The sequence below is a fragment of the Caballeronia arationis genome (assembly GCF_001544975.2).
Taxonomy (GTDB): domain Bacteria; phylum Pseudomonadota; class Gammaproteobacteria; order Burkholderiales; family Burkholderiaceae; genus Caballeronia; species Caballeronia arationis.
Map to the genome: position 1 here is coordinate 27,794 of NZ_FCOG02000018.1, position 16,933 is coordinate 44,726.

Sequence of the window (16,933 nt, forward strand, 5' to 3'; positions counted from 1 at the left end):
CTCTACTCAATGGATGAAAACAGGTGGCGAAGAAGCGCGATCAGCGCACGATCGCTTCCGCGCGGCCCTATGAAGGACAATGCCAGTGGACGATCACGCTCGTCCGCGAGCGGTACGGTCACTTGCGGCAGACCGGCAAGCGCGGCGATCGCGTCCATCGTCAGCGCATCGCGATAGAACGCGCCGATGCGTTCGTCCGATGCGTTCTTCTCGATGAGCGCCAGCGGCGTGGTCGGCAGGACGATCACGCTTTTGCTCACAAGCGCATCGATGCGCGCCGCGAGCGTGGGGCGCAACTCGCGGGAGCGCGCGACTTCATCGTCGTCGAGCATGCCGAGCCTGGCGAACCGCGATGCGATCGCGGTCCCGAAGCGCGGAGACGTCGCGTCGATCCAGGCGCCGAGCGACGCTCGGAGCGCATCGTCCTGAAGCTGCTGGTAACAATGCAGCCATTGCGCTGCCTCGCCAGCGAAGACGCTCGTCTCGTCGTTCGCGCCGACGCTTGCCGCCAGCGACGAAAGTTTCGCGGCATCGTCGGGTTCGTTCGCGGCGCGCGCCGCGAAGGCTTCCGCGCAGCGCGTCATGTGCGGCGGCACATCGACGGCCGCCGTTCCCGCGAGCAGCACGTCCGCCACCCGCGCGAGCATCTCACCCGAACGCGTGAACCATCCGACCGTGTCGAAGCATGGCGCAAAGGGCAACACGCCTTCCGCCGACACGGCATCGTGCGTCGGACGGATGCCCCACAGTCCGCAGAACGCGGCGGGCACGCGCACCGAGCCGCCGGTATCGGTGCCGAGCGCGAAATCGACTTCGCCGCTTGCCACCGCACTCGCCGATCCGCTCGACGACCCGCCCGGCAACGCATGCGGCCAGCGTGGATTGAGCGGAGTGCCGTAGTGCTCGTTGACGCCTTCGAGGCTGTACGCGAGTTCGTCGGTGATCGTCTTGCCGTCGACCGATCCGCCCGCCGCGAGCAGTGCCGCAACGGACGGTGCATGTCGCGTGGCCGCGTCGTGCGTCGCGAGCCAGTCGGGATTGCCGCCACCCGTCACGACGCCCGCCACGTCGATCAGGTCCTTGACCGCGAAGCGCAAGCCGTCGAGCGGACCGCTCGACGTCGCCGCGACATGCACTCTCACACCGGGAACGAACGCACTCATCGCGTCTCTCCTTGCAATGCACCGGCGAGTTGCGAAGACGTCGCGACAAAGCCGAAGCACTTCTTCACGTTCCAGATGGTCGCTTCGGTGCAGAACGCCGGCGACGAAGTCGCGCAGCAATCGGACAGCATCACGCAGCCGTAGCCCAGAAAGTTGGCATCGGTGAGCGTATGCAGCACGCACTGGTCCGTATTGACGCCCGCGAAGAACACCGTGCGTGTGCCGAGGTTGCGCAGGATGCTGTCGAGCGGCGTGTCCCAGAAGCCGCTGATGCGGTATTTGTCGACGCGGATATCCTGCGGCTCGGGCGCGAGTTCATCGACGACCGCCGCCGCCCACGAATCCTTTTCGAGCACACGCGCGCCATGCCCGGGAAGCGGCTCGCCGAGTCCGATGCCGGTACCCGTCGGCTTATACAGATGCAGTTGATTGGGAGGCATGTTCGCAAGGTCGGGACGATTGCCCCAGTTCACCCAGATCACCGGCACGCCTTGCCGGCGTGCGATCGGCAGGAGGCGCTGCAATGGTGCAATCGGCGCGCGATCCGCTTCGTAGTCGCCCCCAAGATGGGCAACCCATCCGCCCTTGGTGCAGAAGTCATTCTGCATATCGATCACGACGACCGCCGCTTTTTCGATGTCGAAGCGCACCTGCTGCGGCTCCGAATCGAGCGTCGCAATGCGTGGCGAGGGCGTTGTCGGCGCCATGTCGACGAGCGTCTGCGTGGCGCTCCAGCGCGTCTGCGCGAAGACGCCGAGTGCGCCGGAAAGCGCCGTCGTATCTGGGTTCTGGCCGTTTTCCAAGGTGTTCTCCAAAGCGTGCCTCAAAGGGATATGGAACAGAAGCGGCTGGCTTCCACGATCGATCGATGCAGCCTTCATGCGCATCGCCAATCGTTCGTTTCGTCTTTCATGTAACGCATCGTCAGGCGTGCATGGCATCGAAGTTGCATTGACGATATCGTTCATGAATAACCTACTTACCCAAATCCAACGCAAAAGGAGTGCCAGTGATGACTGGATCACAACAACCTTCGCAGCGCGCCCGGAACCGCCGCTTGATTGCACGCACGCTCGTCGTCGTGGCGCTGAGCGCGATCAGTGCGCCCGCGTTCTTCATGACGAAGGCACATGCCGCCGACGAAGCAATGCGTGTCGGCGTGCTGATCCCCGGCTCGAAGACCGACAAGGGCTGGATGGAGTCGGGCTACGAGGGCGTCGTCGCCGCGCAGAAGGAATTCGGTCCCAAGCTCAAGACGCAGATCATCGAGAACATCAACTACGCGGACATGGAGCAGGCGCTCACGAATCTCGCGACGAAAAACCAGCTCGTGATCGGTGTCGGCGGGCAGACGCAGGCTGCGGTGCTGAAGGTCGCGAAGCGCTTTCCCAACGTGAAGTTCTCCATCGTCGGCGGCAGCAAGGGCGAGACGATGCCGCCGAACGTCGCGGGCTATGACGTCAAACAGGCCGAGATCGCGTTCGTCGCGGGCGCCACCGCCGCGATGCTGTCGAAGTCGAATGCGGTCAGCTACGTCGGCGGCATGGAGATTCCGTCCATCGTCAACGCGGGCAAGGAGTTCGGCAACGGCGCGCGCTACATCAATCCGAAGATCAAGTACTTCGAGAGCTACACCGGCGACTTCGACAACGTCGCGAAGGCCCGCGAAGCGACCGCCGCGGCCATCGCACAGGGTGCCGACGTCCACTATCACATCCTGAACCTCGGCCTGCGCGGCCTCGAACAGGCGGCGAAGGAAAAGAACACGCACATCATCGGCAGCTATACGGACCGCTGCGGCACCGACGCGCTCTATGTCGCGTACAGCATCACGGGCGTCGGTTACCAGGCGCAATACGCGATCGAGCAACTCGAGAAGGGTTCGTGGCAGCCGGGCTACAAGGCGTTCGGCCTCGCGATGGGACCGAAGGCATCCGGCATGGCCGTGTGCCAGACAACGCCCGCGATGCAGGCAAAGATCAAGCAGATCGAAGACGACATCCTGAGCGGCAAGATCAAGGTCTCGGAAGGATGAACGCCGCCGCCCTTGCGCCGCGCACCGACGCGGCACCGATCCTCTCGCTCGCGGGCATCGGCAAGCGCTTCGGCGCGTTCCAGGCGCTCGACGACGTGTCGCTCGACCTAATGCCCGGCGACGTGCATTGCCTCATCGGCGAAAACGGCGCGGGCAAGTCGACGCTCTGCAACGTGATCTTCGGCGTGCACCAGCCGGACGCGGGGACGATGCGCGTCGATGGCGCGACTTACCGGCCGCGCAATCCGCGCGAGGCGCTTGGAGCCGGGATCGCGATGGTTCACCAGCACTTCAGCCTCGTCGATGACGCAAGCGTGCTCGACAACCTTCTGCTCGGCCAGTCGCGCGGCTTTCTCGATCGCGCGGCACGCACGAAGGAAGTGCAGACGGTACTCGCGAGCGTCGGCCTCGATCTCGCGCTCGACGTGCGTATCTCCGACCTGTCGGTTGGCGAGCGTCAGCGTGTGGAGATCGTCAAGTGCCTGATGCGCGAGCCGCGTCTTCTCTTGCTCGACGAACCCACCGCCGTGCTGCTGCCCGCCGAGATCGATGCGTTGCTCGATACCTGCGCGCGCGTCGCCGAGCGCGGCTGCGCGGTCGTGCTCGTCACGCACAAGCTGAAGGAAATATGCCGAATCGCGACTCATGCGACCGTGCTGCAATCGGGACGCGTCGTCGCGCGCTCGGCCTCGCCCTCGACGGACATCGATCATCTCGTGCACGCGATGATCCATCGCGCGGAAGCACCGGACGACAGCGAAGACATGGCGAGCCGCCTCTCGCTCGCACAACTTCGCGAGACCTCGCCCTACTCGCGCCCGCTCGACGACGAAGTCCTGCAGATCGACGGCCTCTCCGCGCGCGATGCCGAAGGCGTCGCGCGCTTGTCGGACTGCACGCTCGTCGTGAATCGCGGCGAGATCGTGGGCATCGCGGGCGTCGAGGGCAATGGTCAGACCGAACTCGGCGCCGTGCTCGCGGGCATGATGCCCGCGGCGTCGGGCCGCTTCTTCATTGCGGGCCGCGACATGACGAACGCGAGCCCGCGAGAACTCACGCGCGCGGGCGTCGGCATCGTGCCCGAGGACCGGCATGCGGTGGGCTGCGTAACGGGCATGAGCCTCGCCGACAACCTGCTCATCAATCACCTCGACCGCTACGCGCAGTACGGCTTCCTGAGGCGACGCGCGATGCGTGCCGCCGCGCTCGACCTGATGGCGCGCTTCGACGTACGCGCGAGCGGCCCCGACGCACTGTTCGGCGGCCTCTCGGGCGGCAACCAGCAGAAGGCGGTGCTCGCGCGCGAGCTGTCGCTCGATCCGCTCGTCTTCCTGCTCGCCGCGCAACCGACGCGCGGGCTCGACGTCGGCGCGGTCGCCGCTGTTTATACGCACATCCGCGCGGCGCGTGAGCGCGGCGTCGGTGTGCTCCTGATCTCATCCGAACTCGACGAACTGATGAGCGTCGCCGATCGCATCGTCGTGCTGTACCGCGGACGCATCATGGGCAGCTGCACGCCCGATGCGGCCAATCGCGGACGCATCGGCGCATGGATGGCGGGCTCGGGAGACACTGCATGAATCCCGATCTGAACCTGCATGGCACCCTCGCCCGCTTGCGCATCAAGCGCGGCAACGGCAACGCTTCCCCGCAAGTGCGTGTCGCGCTGGTGGTCGGCGCATCGGTCGGGCTGGCACTCGTTGCGGCGCTGCTGCTGATCGCCGTCGTCGGCGTGCCGATCCGCGACGCGATCGCCGCCTTCGCCGACGGCGCTTGGGGCTCGCCTTACGCCATCGGCGCGTCGATCAACCGGAGCCTCGCGTTCGCGCTCGTCGGCACGGGCTTCGTGATCGCGAACCGCGCGCGGCTCACGAACGTCGGCGGCGAAGGACAGATCGCGATCGGCGGCATTGCGGCCACCGCAATGAGCCTCTACGGCGGATGCGCGCATCTTCCGTTCGGACTTTCGTTCATCGTGCCGATGCTGACCGCGGCTGCAGCGGGCGCGGTCTGGGGCGGCGTGCCGGGCGTGCTGAAGGCGAAGGCCGGCACCAACGAAGTGATCAGCACGCTGCTGCTCTCGTTCATCGCCGTATGGCTGCTCTACTGGTGCGTGCAGAGCGAAGCGCTCCTGCGCCAGCCGATGACGAGCGGCGCGACGCTGCCCGAATCGCTCGAAATTCCGGACGCGACCAAGCTGCCGGCCGTACTTGCCGCTAGCGGCATGAACCTCACCATCGGATTGCCGCTCACGCTCGTGCTTGCGGTGGCCTCCGCCGTGATGCTGCGGCGCACGCGCTTCGGGTTGTGCTTGCGCGCCGCCGGGCTGAACCCGGTCGCCGCGCGGCGTGCTGGTCTGCCGATCACGTCGGCGCTGGTCGGCGCGCTCTCGCTCGCCGGCGCGTTCGGCGGGCTCGCGGGTGCGCTGATGCTGCAAGGCGACCAGTACTCGCTGAAGGCGGGCTTCTCGTCGGGTTACGGTTTCGACGGACTCGTGGTCGGTCTGCTCGCGCGCGATTCGATCGTCGGCGTCTTCGCCGCTGCGCTGCTCTTCGGCTTCCTGCGTTCGGGCGGCATCAACATGGAAATGGTCGCATCGGTGCCCTCGGCGCTGGTGCTGATCGTGCAGGGCATCGTCACGGTCGCGCTGGCGGGCGGCGCGATGTGGCTCGAACGCAAGGGAGCACGTCAATGAACATCGAGCTTCTGGCCGTTTTTGCGGGCGCCTCGATCCGCCTCGCCGCACCGATGATGCTCGCCGCAACCGGCGAACTCATCAGCGAGCGCGCGGGGGTGCTCAACATGAGTGTCGAGGGCATGATGCTGACCGGCGCGTTTCTCGGCGCGACGTTTTCCTGGCTGACCGGCAATCCCGGAATCGGGCTCGTGTGCGGCGTGATCAGCGTGATTCCGCTCGCGCTGTTGCAGGCGTTCCTGAGCATTACGCTGCGAGCGAATCAGATCGTGACCGGCATCGGCATCAACATCCTGGCACTCGGGGGCACGACGCTCGCGTATCGCGAAGTGTTCGGCGAGCGCTCGAGCGCCGTGATTCCGGGCCTTTCCCGCTGGTCGCCGCCCGGGCTCGGGCACCTGCCGGTGATCGGCGAACCCGTGTTTCATCAGGTGTGGCTGCTGTACGCGGGACTCGCTGTGCTGATCGCGACGTCCATCGTGATGCGGCGCACCGCGCTCGGCATTGCGCTCCATGCGGCCGGCGTCGCGCCGCGTGCGGTCGATCAGTCGGGGTTGTCGGTCGCGCGCTTGCGCTATGGCGCTGTGGTGTTCTCGGGCGTGATGTCGGCAGCGGCCGGCTGCTTCATTTCCATCGGCGATATCCACACGTTCACCGAAGGCATGACGAACGGCACCGGTTATCTCGCGATCGCCGCGATCATCTTCGGCAACTGGAAGATCGGTCGCACGGCGCTCGCGTGCCTGCTCTTCGGCGCCGCGACCGCTATGCAGTTCCAGTTGCCGATGTTCGGCATTCACGTACCGACTGCGCTTCTCATCATGCTTCCGTATCTGCTCGCGCTCGTCGCGGTGGCGGGGCTCATCGGACGGCAGACCGCGCCGCCCGCGCTTACGCAGCCGTTTCGCCGATGACGTCGGACGGAGTACCATCGCGGACATCATCGATGTGTATCGATTGCCGTCCGCCCAACCATTCGACACTGTCCATGCCAAGCAAGAAGCCGTCATCGTCTGCCAAAGCGCTTTCCGCCGATATGCCGGCTGCGCCGGCCACCCGCCGGCAACAACTCGCCTCGAAGACGCGCGAGCGCATGCTGAAGATCGCGATCCGCGAATTCGCGGACAAGGGTTATAGCGGCGCGCGGGTCGAGACGATCGCGAGCCGGTCGAAGGTCAACATCCGGATGATTTACCACTACTTCGGCGGCAAGGAGAAGCTGTACGTCGAAGTGCTGGAGCATGTGCTCGCGCGGCTGCGCGAGGCGGAACTCGCGGTCACGCTAGATGTGCATACCGTCGATCCTGCCGCCGGAATCATCCAGCTTTACGACTTCACCGAAGGTCATTTTTCCGCGCACCCTGAATTGCTTTGTCTGCTTTCGTGGGAGAACCTCAACCGGGCGCGGTATCTGAAGCTCTCGAAAGTGATTCAGGCGATGTCGTCGCCGGTGCTCGATAAATTGCGTACCTTGATCAGGCGCGGCGAGACCGGCGGGACGTTGCGGCGCGGCATCGATCCGTTGCATCTCTATGTCACGCTCGTCAGCCTTGCTTATTTTCACAAGTCGAATGCCTACACGCTATCCCGCATGTTCGATACCGACATGCTCGCTGCGAGTTGGCAAGTGGCACATAAGGAGCAGGCGCATGAACTGGTGCGCGGCTTTCTTAGGAAGGGGACGGTACGTCAGCCGCTCGCGGTTGCCAGCGCTTAGGGTTCGGGTTCGGGTTCGGGTTCCGCTTCGGGCTCAGGATTTGAATCATCACCTTCGAGCCCGAGCACGGTAACGCCCACGTCCACCCGGTGCGAACCACCGCCAAGAATCAGCCCGCGCAGAAGTGAAACGTCGCTATAGTCCCGGCCGATAGCGAGCGTAATGTGATCGAGGTCGGCGAGCACATCATTGGTAGGATCAAGATCGATCCACCCGCTACCCGGGCAAAACACCGACACCCACGCATGCGAAGCATCCGCCCCGATGAGCTTGACCTGCCCCGGCGGCGGATCGTTTCGCAGATAGCCGCTCACATACCGCGCGGGCAGTCCGATCGCGCGCATGCACCCGATCATCACCTGCGCGAAGTCCTGACACACGCCGCTCTTCAGTTCGAACGCCTGATGCGCGGGCGTATCGTATGACGTGGAGAGCGGCCGGTATTTGAAGTCCGCATAAATGCGATGCATCAGGTCAATCGCACCTTCGGCGAGCGGGCGGCCCGGCGTAAAGCTGACGAGCCCGTATTCCTGCAAGTCCTGCCGCAATCCGATATTCGGCGACGCGAAGCAGAACTCCGTCTCCGGCACGAACGGCGCGCCGGCGCAAAAACGCGTGCTCGCCGCGACGGTGTCCCATGCCGGCGTCGCGGCCGGATCGAGCGATGCCCAGCGCGGCGTCAACTCGACGGTCGTCTCGCTGATCATCTGCAGCGACCGGTGCGGCGACTCCAGCGAAAAATACAGCACGTCGTTGCCGAACGCATCGACGCGGCTGTTGATATACGACGGCACCGGCTCGATGCTCTCCTCGTGCGCGATCACGCGCTGCCACGCCGTGTTCTGCGGGCGGATCGTCGCGAGATGCTGCGCAGTCTCGACGTAGGTGGAGTAGCGGTAAGTCGTCCGGTGCGACACAGACAACACGGCTTTATCAATTGTCACGACGACACCTGCAGGGATTGCGTCTTCGCGTGGCTGAAATAGCGCGCGCTGATTTCGTGCGCGGCCGCGCTCACCTGTGCCTCCAGTTCGTCGCAGACCGCGACGAGTTCGGCGTGCATGCCGTCGGCGTCGGTGGTGCAGAGCGCTCCGAGATTGCGCAGCGACGCCGCGTAAAGCGTTGCCTCGCTGAAGTCGCTGTGCGCGCCGCGTCCAGCCGCCTGCGAAATCTCGACGAGCTTCGTGCACAGGCGCTTGTACACGCCGTAAAGACCGCGCGGATTGGTCGGCTCGACGACCAACAGGTCGATCAGCGGCGGCACTTCGAAGCGTCCCGGATACAGCGAGCGGTACGTAAGTGTGCTGTCGAAGAGTTGCAGCAGCAGGTCGAAACCGCCGGGCGTCGCGATCTGCCGATGCTTCACCGCCGTGCGCAGGAACGTAGCCATCGTCGCGACGCGCTCGATGTGCCGCCCCGCGAACACCAGCCGCCATGCCTCGTCACGCGTCATGCGGTCGCCCTGCGCGCCGCTGATCGCGAGCAGTTGCGACGAGAGCGTTTCGAGCGTGCGCGTGAGCAGCACGCGGTCGTAGCGTTCGATGCCGCGCACCGGATGCAGCGCCTGGATCGCATCGCGGAAATCGTTGCGCGCCGTGAGGATCGTGCGCCAGTGATCGGTCGAGAGGCGCCCGCGGATCTCGCCACTCGCGCGCGCCTGGCTCGCGAGATTCTGCCCGATGCTCGACGCCGTGCTGCCCTCGCCGAGATTCGCGACAAGCATCCGTTCCAGCGAAGCCGACGTATAGCCGCCGCGCGGCGCGCCCGGCGGCAAGAGGCCGCATTGCCACGCGAGATCGACCATCGTGTCGAGCAGGCCTTCCGCGTCGTTGCTCTCAAGGGACGACAGGATCACGCGCATCAGCCGCGTGTTGTTCTCCGCGCGCTCGCCATAGCGTCCGGCCCAGAACAGGTTCTCCGCGGCTCGGCTCGACACCGTGCGGTGCTTGCGCGCGAGGTCGTCGGGCGTCATCGGCGTGGGCAGCAGCGAGAGCGTCGAACTCGGATGGCTCGACAGCACCCACGTATCGACGCTGCTGCTGCCATATTGCATCGATACCGACGGCTGCCGTTCCGCGCCGAGACGCGTGAAGCCACCCGGCATCACCGACCAGCCGCCTTCCATGTCGGCAATCGCGTAGACGCGCAGCACGCTGGAACGCCCCGCGATCGTGCTCTCCTCGTAACGCGGCGCGTGCGAGCCGGGAAACAGTTCCTGGATCGTGAAGGCATCGGGCATCGCCTCGATGCGCTTTTCCCACTTGGCAAGCGGCTGCAGACCGTCGCCGAAACCGCGCGGACTGCGTCCGTTCATCTCGACGCCCGGCCACGTGGGAATCACGAACGCTTCGTCGAGCGATTCGAGCGCCGCCTCGCGCGCCGCCGCCTCGCCGCACCACCACGTCGGCACGCTCGGCAGTTCGAGCCGCTCGCCCAGCAGCGAATGCGAGATGGCGGGCAGGAAGCCATGCAGCGCCGGCGATTCGACGAAGCCCGAGCCCGGCACGTTCGACACCATCACGTTGCCCGCGCGCATCACCTGCAAGAGACCCGGCACGCCGATGCTCGAATCCGCGCGCAGTTCGACGGGATCGCAGAACGCGTCGTCGAGACGCCGCAAGAGCACGTGCACGCGCTCGAGACCCGCGAAGGTCTTGAGGAACAGCTTGTCGTCGCGCACCGTCAGGTCCTTGCCTTCGACGAGCGTCACGCCGAGGTAGCGCGCAAGGAACGCGTGCTCGAAGAAGGTTTCGCTGAACGGGCCCGGCGTGAGCAGCGCGATATGCGGCGAGCCTTCCTCGCCGCGCATCGCCGCGCGCCCGCCTTCGACGAGCGACGCGATCAGCCGCGATAGAACGGCGCGAGGCGTTGCACGCGCATCGAGCGGAACTGGTCGGCGAATACGCCCGCGACGATCAGCCGGTTCTCAAGCGCATAGCCGAGCCCCGACGGCGCCTCGGTGCGATGCGCCATGATGACCCACTCGCCGCTCGGCGCGCGCGCGAGATCCACCGCGACCAGTTGCAGATACTGACCGCCCGGCGGCACGAAACCCTTCACCGAGCGCAGATAACCGGGGTGGCCGAAGACCAGCGCAGGCGGCAAAAAGCCCTTATGCAGGAGCGTCTGCGGCCCGTAGACATCCTTCACGATGGCATTGAGCAGGGTCGCGCGCTGCCTGATCGCGCGCTCCAGCTTCGCCCACTCGGCTTCGTCGATGAGGAACGGCAACAGGTCCAGCGCCCACGGACGAGGCTCGCCGTTATCCGCGTAGACGTTGTAGCTGATGTCGTTGTCGCGCACCTGCTGCGCGATGGAGTCGACCGCGTGATCGAGACCGGCGATGCCTTCGTCGCCGAGCAGATCGAAGAAGCGCCGCCAGGTGGGACGCAACTGACCCGATGCATCACGCAGTTCGTCCCAGTGTCCCTCCCTTACCGGCAGCGCGCGCAAAGGCGATGAGACCTTCGCGCGAACCGCGACTTCTTCGAAAGGGAGTGAGGTTTGAACGGCCAAGTTGAACCAGGTGTAGTTTTAGTAATCGGGTGAGCGCGGCGACTTCAACATTGACGTCATCGCCAGCGGCGCAGGTCGAGCGTGAACGGAAATTCGAGGCTGCGCTGCGGCTCGCCCACGTTCATGCGTCCCGGCGTGTGGCCGCTCTTGAAGAAGCGTGCGCGCCGCCGGCTCTCCGCCTCGTAGGCGTTGACCGGGAACGTGCCATAGTTGCGGCCGCCCGGATGTGACACATGATAACGGCATCCGCCGATCGAACGCTTGTTCCATGTATCGATCACATCGAAGGTGAGCGGCGCATCGACGCCGATCGACGGATGCAGCGCCGACGACTGCTGCCACGCCCTGAAGCGCACGCCCGCGACGTGCTCGCTTGCGCGGCCGGTCGGCTGCAAGGGCAGCGGCACGCCGTTCACCGTCACCACATGCCGGTTGCTGTTCAGGCCGAGCACATGCACTTCGAGCCGCTCCACCGACGAATCCACGTAACGCACCGTCCCGCCCGGCGCACCCTCCTCGCCCATCACGTGCCACGGTTCGAGCGCGTTGCGCACCGTCAGTTCGATGCCGCTCGAGTGGACCGTCCCGACCAGCGGGAAGCGGAATTCGAAGTGCGGCGCGAACCACGCGGCGTCGAACGCGAAGCCGGACGCGTTGATGTCGGCGATCACGTCCTCGAAGTCCATCTTGATGAACGAGCCGAGCATGAAGCGGTCATGCAGCTCCGTACCCCAGCGCGTGAGACGCGTCGTGTAGGGCTTCTCCCAGAAGCGCGCGACGAGCGCGCGCAACAACAACTGCTGCACGAGGCTCATGCGCGCGTGCGGCGGCATCTCGAAGCCACGCAGTTCCAGGAGACCCAGACGGCCGGTCGGGCCATCGGGCGAATACAGCTTGTCGATGCAGAACTCGGCGCGGTGCGTGTTGCCGGTCACGTCGATCAGCAGATTGCGCAGCGTGCGGTCGACGAGCCACGGCGGCAGCTTCGCGCTGTCGCGGCCGCCTAGCAGGTCGAGTTGCCGCTGCAGTTCGTTGAACGCGATCTCCAGTTCGTAGAGCTGGTCGTTGCGTGCCTCGTCGACGCGTGGTGCCTGGCTCGTCGGTCCGAGGAAAAGCCCCGAGAACAGATACGAGAGCGACGGATGATTGATGAAGTACGCGATCAGGCTCGCGAGCAGGTCCGGCCGCCGCAGGAACGGGCTGTCGGCGGGTGTCGCGCCCCCGAGCACGAAGTGGTTCCCGCCGCCCGTGCCGGTGTGACGGCCGTCGGTCATGAACTTCTCGGTGCTCAGATAGGTCTCGTGCGCCGACTGGTACAGGTATTCGGTATGGTCGACGAGTTCGTCCCAGTTCGATGCCGGGTGAATGTTCACTTCGATCACGCCCGGGTCCGGCGTCACCTGAAGCAGCTTCAGCCGTCGGTCGCGCGGCGGCGGATAGCCTTCGATGATCACCTTCATCTGGAGTTCGGCGGCCGTTGCTTCGACTGCGGCGAGCAGGTCCAGATAGTCGTCGATTTCGGTGAGCGGCGGCATGAAGACATGCAGCAGGCTGTGGCCGCTGCCGAACGATTCGGCTTCGACCTTCGGTCCCGCCGCCCGCGCCGGATCGCGCGCCTCGACGCATAGCGCCGTGCGCCGAATCCACGAGGCGGACTCGCCCCGCGCAGGCTCGCGCGACGCCGTCGCGGCCGAAGGATCCGCGGCTCCTGTGCCTGCTCCGGTTCCCGTCCCGGCTCCCAGGCCGCCGACGCCCGCCCAGCCCGCCGTCTCGACCGCGCCCGGCACGCCGGCCGCGAGCGTTCCACCGCCGTACTGCATGCGCAATTCCGTCGCCGATCGCAACGGCGCCTGCTGCCCGAACGGATCGACCGGATGCTGGTACGGGAAGTCGCCTGCGCTCACCCACGGCAGCGAGTCGAGCGGCAACCGATAGCCCATCGGCGAATCGCCGGGGATCAGGTACATGCGGTCATCGCGGAAAAACCACGGGCCGCTGACCCAGTGCGGCGGCTGCATCGGGATGTCGCGCTCGCGCGTGATCGGCAGCACGTAACCCGTCACTCGCGCCAGACCCGCGTCGAACACGCGCCGCAGACGCACACGCTCCAGTTCGTCGTCCAGTTCCGATTCGAACGGGTCGACGTTGACCGGCAGCTTGCGCTCGCGCCACAGGTAGTAGAACGTGTCCTCGTAGCCGGCCTGGACGTGCTTCGTGTCGAGCGCGAGCTTGTTCGTCAGATGCAGGATGAAGCGGTGCGCGTCTTCCGCGGTATAGGCGCCGGGATCGCGTTCGTCGGCGAAGAGCGTCGGGTCGGACCAGACCGGCTGGCCGTCCGCGCGCCAGTACAGCGACATCGCCCAGCGCGGCAACTGCTCGCCCGGATACCACTTGCCCTGCCCGATATGCAGAAAGCCGCCGACGCCATAGCGCGCGCGCAACTTGTCCATCAGACCGACCGCATAGCCGCGCTTGGTCGGCCCGAGCGCGTCGGTGTTCCATTCGGCAGCGTCGCGGTCGCGCACGGCGACGAAAGTCGGCTCGCCGCCCATCGTCAGGCGCACGTCCATGTCCGTGAGGCGCTGATCGACGTGCGCGCCCATCGCGAGCACGTCGGACCAGACTTCCTCGGTGTACGGTTTCGTCACGCGCGGCGTTTCCAGCACGCGCTCGACCGACATCAGATGCTCGAACTCGACCTCGCTCTTGTCGACGGCGCCCGAGATCGGCGCGGCGCTGCCCGGTTCCGGCGTGCACGCGACAGGAATGTGCCCCTCGCCCGCGAGCAGTCCGGACGTCGGATCGAAGCCGATCCAGCCCGCGCCCGGCAGATAGACCTCGCACCATGCGTGCAGGTCGGTGAAGTCGACTTCGGTGCCGCTCGGGCCGTCGAGCGAGCGCTGGTCCGGTGCGAGCTGGATCAGGTAGCCGGACACGAAGCGCGCAGCGAGCCCGAGATGCCGCAGCGTCTGGACGAGCAGCCAGCTCGTGTCACGGCAGGAGCCGAGCGCCTTTTCCAGCGTCTCCTCGGGCGTCTGCACGCCGGGCTCCATGCGGATGATGTAGGCGATCTCGCTCTGCAACCGCTGGTTCAGCGCGACGAGGAAATTGGTCGTGCCGGCCGGCGTCGTATCGATGCTCTCGACGAACTCCTTGAGCCGCGGGGTCAGCTCTCCCTTCACGAGATACGGCGCGAGTTCCGTCTCGACGTGCGGCTCGTACTTGAACGGGAACTCCTCGGCGCTCGGCTCGAGGAAGAAGTCGAACGGGTTGTACACCGCCATTTCGACGACCAGGTCGACCGTGACCTTGAACTCGCGCGTCTTCTCGGGGAAGACGAGGCGCGCCTGATAGTTGGCGAACGCGTCCTGCTGCCAGTTGACGAAGTGATCGGCCGGTTCGACCCGCATCGAATACGAGATCACTGGCGTGCGGGTATGGGGTGCGGGCCGCAGCCTCAAGACCTGCGGGCCGAGCGCGACAAGGCGGTCGTAGCGGTAGTGCGTGATGTGGTTCAGCGCGACGCGGATTGACACACCTGGCTCCTCTTCGAATGAGATGATCGGCAACGAGGCCGTTGCCGACTTCGCGGATTGTACGTCCCATCATGCAGCAGACAATTTACCGATTGAACAAAGTCGTATGGCCGGGACGTCCGCCGGCCTTTCGTGTTGTGAATCGCGGCACGTCGCTTGCTCACTGCTTCCGATAGTCCCGCACCCACCTGACTGTCTACCATGAAAACGTTTCATTGCGACCGATGCCAACAACACGTCTTCTTCGAAAACGTGAAATGCGAGTCCTGCGCCGCGCTGCTCGGCTACGTTCCCGCGCTCGCGGAAGTCTGCGCGTTCGAACCCGCCGAAGAAGGCACGTGGCGCAACCTGCATGAATCGGCGGACGGCGCGCTGTACAAACAGTGCAACAACTACGCACTGGAAAACGTCTGCAACTGGATGCTTCCCGCCGATTCGCCCGACGTGCTGTGCCCCGCCTGCAGCCTCACCCACACCATTCCGAACCTGTCGGTTCCGGAGAACCGCGTCTACTGGTACCGGCTCGAAACCGCCAAGCGGCGGCTNCTCTATGCCCTCGCCGCGCTCGGACTGCACGTCGAATCTCGCAAGGACAATCCCGAGACCGGCCTGCAGTTCGAATTCCTCGAAGACGGCGGCGTCGGCGAGAAAGTCCTGACGGGCCACGACAACGGCCTCATCACGATGAACATCGCCGAAGCCGACGACGCGCATCGCGAAAAGACCCGCATGGAGATGGGCGAGCCTTATCGCACCTTGCTGGGGCATTTCCGCCATGAAATCGGCCATTACTATTTCGACCGGCTCGTTACCGGTTCGAAATGGGAAGAGCCGTTTCGCGCCCTCTTCGGCGACGAACGCACCGACTACCAGACCGCGCTCCAGTCGCACTACGAAGAAGGCCCGCCCGTCGACTGGGACGTGTCGTACGTTAGCGCCTACGCGACCACGCATGCCTGGGAGGACTGGGCCGAGACATGGGCGCACTACCTGCACATCGTCGACACGATCGACACGGCGGCCAACTGCGGCCTCGAACTCAAACCCGACGACAAGAACGAGCCGACGCTCACCGACAGTTCGCCGATCGAAAGCGAGAGCTTCGATAACCTGATGAAGCGCTGGTTCCCGTTGACCTATGCGCTCAACAGCCTGAACCGCAGCCTCGGCCTCGCGGATGCCTATCCGTTCACGCTCGCGCCGAAGGTGATCGACAAGCTGCGCTTCGTACACCGCGTGATCGCGAGCGCCGGGTCGACGCAGGAAGCCATCCCGAAACAGATCAGCGAACCCGGGGCGTCCAGCGCAGATCCGGCACCTGCGAAACCCGCCGACGCTCTGCCGGATGACAAGAGCGCGCCCGCGCCGTCCGGTGGAACGGCAGTTGCTTGATACCGGCTGTGGCCTGCCATACCCTTCGCCGCTCCATTGCTGCATCACCGAGAAAGGACCTCCGATGAGACTCCGCGTTGGTTACGACCTGATGTATGAGTGCGCGCAGCCAACACCGATGTTGCTGATGCTGAACACCCATTACTCGCGCGCGCAGGACATGCTCGTGCCGGATCACATCTATACCGATCCGCTCGTGCCGCTACGCCAGTACCGCGATTCGTTCGGCAATCTCTGCACGCGGCTCACCGCGCCGGCGGGCAAGCTGACGCTTTCGGCTCGCGGCGTCTTCGAGGTCCCGCCGCACCACGAGATACCGGAGACGAACGGCTATCAGCATGCAATCGAGGAACTCCCGGACGAATGCATGGTGTACCTGCTCGGCAGCCGCTACTGCGAAACCGACCTGCTCTCCGAAGTCGCGTGGCAGACCTTCGGTCACACGCCGCTCGGCCGCGACCGCGTCCAGGCGATCTGCAACTTCGTCCACAACCACATCCGCTTCGACTACAACTGCGCGCGCCCGACCAAGACCGCCTGGGAAACCTGGCAAGACGGCGCCGGCGTGTGCCGCGACTACGCGCATCTGGCCGTCGCACTGTGCCGCTCGATGAACATTCCGGCGCGCTACTGCACGGGCTACATCAGCGACGTCGGCCTGCCGCCGCCCTACGCGCCGATGGACTTCTGCGCGTGGTTCGAGGCCTACCTCGGCAATACGTGGCACACCTTCGACCCGCGCAACAACGCGCCGCGCACCGGCCGCATCCTGATGGCGCGCGGCCGGGATGCCGCCGATGTCGCGATCAGCAACACCTTCGGGCCGACGATTCTCAGCAACTTCTTCGTCGTCTGCGAACCGGAGTGAAGCACGCCGGA

Annotated in this window: 11 protein-coding genes and 1 pseudogene; 7 read left to right on the forward strand and 5 right to left on the reverse strand. The window is 65.5% G+C overall.

What is annotated here, in order from left to right:
* Positions 1-2: 2 nt before the first annotated feature.
* Both AWB81_RS13320 and AWB81_RS13325 read right to left on the reverse strand, forming a co-directional pair.
* A complete protein-coding gene (locus tag AWB81_RS13320; RefSeq protein ID WP_062636013.1) occupies positions 3-1,163 on the reverse strand; it encodes an amidase in 1,161 nt (386 codons plus the stop codon).
* Positions 1,160-1,966: a cysteine hydrolase family protein gene (locus AWB81_RS13325; protein WP_062636163.1), complete on the reverse strand. Its 807-nt coding sequence runs from the start codon at positions 1,964-1,966 to the stop codon at positions 1,160-1,162. Before AWB81_RS13325 ends, AWB81_RS13320 begins: the two co-directional genes overlap by 4 nt.
* A 206-nt stretch (positions 1,967-2,172) precedes the next feature.
* Between AWB81_RS13325 and AWB81_RS13330 the strand changes: the two genes are divergently transcribed.
* The 5 genes from AWB81_RS13330 to AWB81_RS13350 all read left to right on the forward strand — a co-directional run bounded on the left by AWB81_RS13330 (position 2,173) and on the right by AWB81_RS13350 (position 7,610).
* Positions 2,173-3,198 carry a BMP family protein gene (locus AWB81_RS13330; protein WP_062636015.1) on the forward strand — a complete coding sequence of 342 codons (1,026 nt, stop codon included), beginning with the start codon at positions 2,173-2,175 and terminating at the stop codon, positions 3,196-3,198.
* A complete protein-coding gene (locus AWB81_RS13335) occupies positions 3,195-4,778 on the forward strand; it encodes an ABC transporter ATP-binding protein (RefSeq protein WP_062636017.1) in 1,584 nt (527 codons plus the stop codon). Before AWB81_RS13330 ends, AWB81_RS13335 begins: the two co-directional genes overlap by 4 nt.
* Positions 4,775-5,893, forward strand: coding sequence for an ABC transporter permease (locus AWB81_RS13340; RefSeq protein WP_087134956.1), 1,119 nt, complete (start codon positions 4,775-4,777; stop codon positions 5,891-5,893). The genes AWB81_RS13335 and AWB81_RS13340 overlap by 4 nt, the downstream gene beginning before the upstream one ends.
* Positions 5,890-6,807, forward strand: a complete 918-nt coding sequence (locus AWB81_RS13345) for an ABC transporter permease (RefSeq protein ID WP_062636019.1) — start codon at positions 5,890-5,892, stop codon at positions 6,805-6,807. Before AWB81_RS13340 ends, AWB81_RS13345 begins: the two co-directional genes overlap by 4 nt.
* A gap of 74 nt (positions 6,808-6,881) precedes the next feature.
* Positions 6,882-7,610, forward strand: a complete 729-nt coding sequence (locus tag AWB81_RS13350; RefSeq protein WP_062636021.1) for a TetR family transcriptional regulator — start codon at positions 6,882-6,884, stop codon at positions 7,608-7,610.
* Here the strand turns inward: AWB81_RS13350 and AWB81_RS13355 are convergent.
* From AWB81_RS13355 to AWB81_RS13365, 3 genes and pseudogenes are all read right to left on the reverse strand, one after another.
* Positions 7,607-8,554, reverse strand: coding sequence for a transglutaminase family protein (locus tag AWB81_RS13355; protein WP_062636024.1), 948 nt, complete (start codon positions 8,552-8,554; stop codon positions 7,607-7,609). The two genes, AWB81_RS13350 and AWB81_RS13355, sit on opposite strands and share 4 nt — an antisense overlap.
* Positions 8,551-11,126 (reverse strand): annotated as a pseudogene (locus AWB81_RS13360) (circularly permuted type 2 ATP-grasp protein). Before AWB81_RS13360 ends, AWB81_RS13355 begins: the two are co-directional and overlap by 4 nt.
* A gap of 56 nt (positions 11,127-11,182) precedes the next feature.
* On the reverse strand, positions 11,183-14,662 hold the full coding sequence (locus AWB81_RS13365) for a transglutaminase family protein (RefSeq protein WP_062636026.1): 3,480 nt from the start codon (positions 14,660-14,662) through the stop codon (positions 11,183-11,185).
* 201 nt (positions 14,663-14,863) lie between these two features.
* On the opposite strand from AWB81_RS13365, the gene AWB81_RS13370 reads away from it, so the two are divergent.
* Together AWB81_RS13370 and AWB81_RS13375 are read left to right on the forward strand one after the other, a co-directional pair.
* Complete coding sequence (locus AWB81_RS13370) at positions 14,864-16,054, forward strand: zinc-binding metallopeptidase family protein (RefSeq protein ID WP_087134957.1); 1,191 nt, start codon at positions 14,864-14,866, stop codon at positions 16,052-16,054.
* A 64-nt stretch (positions 16,055-16,118) separates the two neighbouring features.
* On the forward strand, positions 16,119-16,922 hold the full coding sequence (locus tag AWB81_RS13375; protein WP_062636028.1) for a transglutaminase-like domain-containing protein: 804 nt from the start codon (positions 16,119-16,121) through the stop codon (positions 16,920-16,922).
* The last annotated feature ends 11 nt before the right edge of the window (positions 16,923-16,933 follow it).

Bases quoted from the DNA above. Each gene is read 5' to 3' on its own strand.
- AWB81_RS13320 (WP_062636013.1), bottom strand. From the start codon at position 1,163: ATGAGTGCGTTCGTTCCCGGTGTGAGAGTGCATGTCGCGGCGACGTCG.
- AWB81_RS13335 (WP_062636017.1), top strand. From the start codon at position 3,195: ATGAACGCCGCCGCCCTTGCGCCGCGCACCGACGCGGCACCGATCCTC.
- AWB81_RS13340 (WP_087134956.1), top strand. From the start codon at position 4,775: ATGAATCCCGATCTGAACCTGCATGGCACCCTCGCCCGCTTGCGCATC.
- AWB81_RS13345 (WP_062636019.1), top strand. From the start codon at position 5,890: ATGAACATCGAGCTTCTGGCCGTTTTTGCGGGCGCCTCGATCCGCCTC.
- AWB81_RS13350 (WP_062636021.1), top strand. From the start codon at position 6,882: ATGCCAAGCAAGAAGCCGTCATCGTCTGCCAAAGCGCTTTCCGCCGAT.
- AWB81_RS13375 (WP_062636028.1), top strand. From the start codon at position 16,119: ATGAGACTCCGCGTTGGTTACGACCTGATGTATGAGTGCGCGCAGCCA.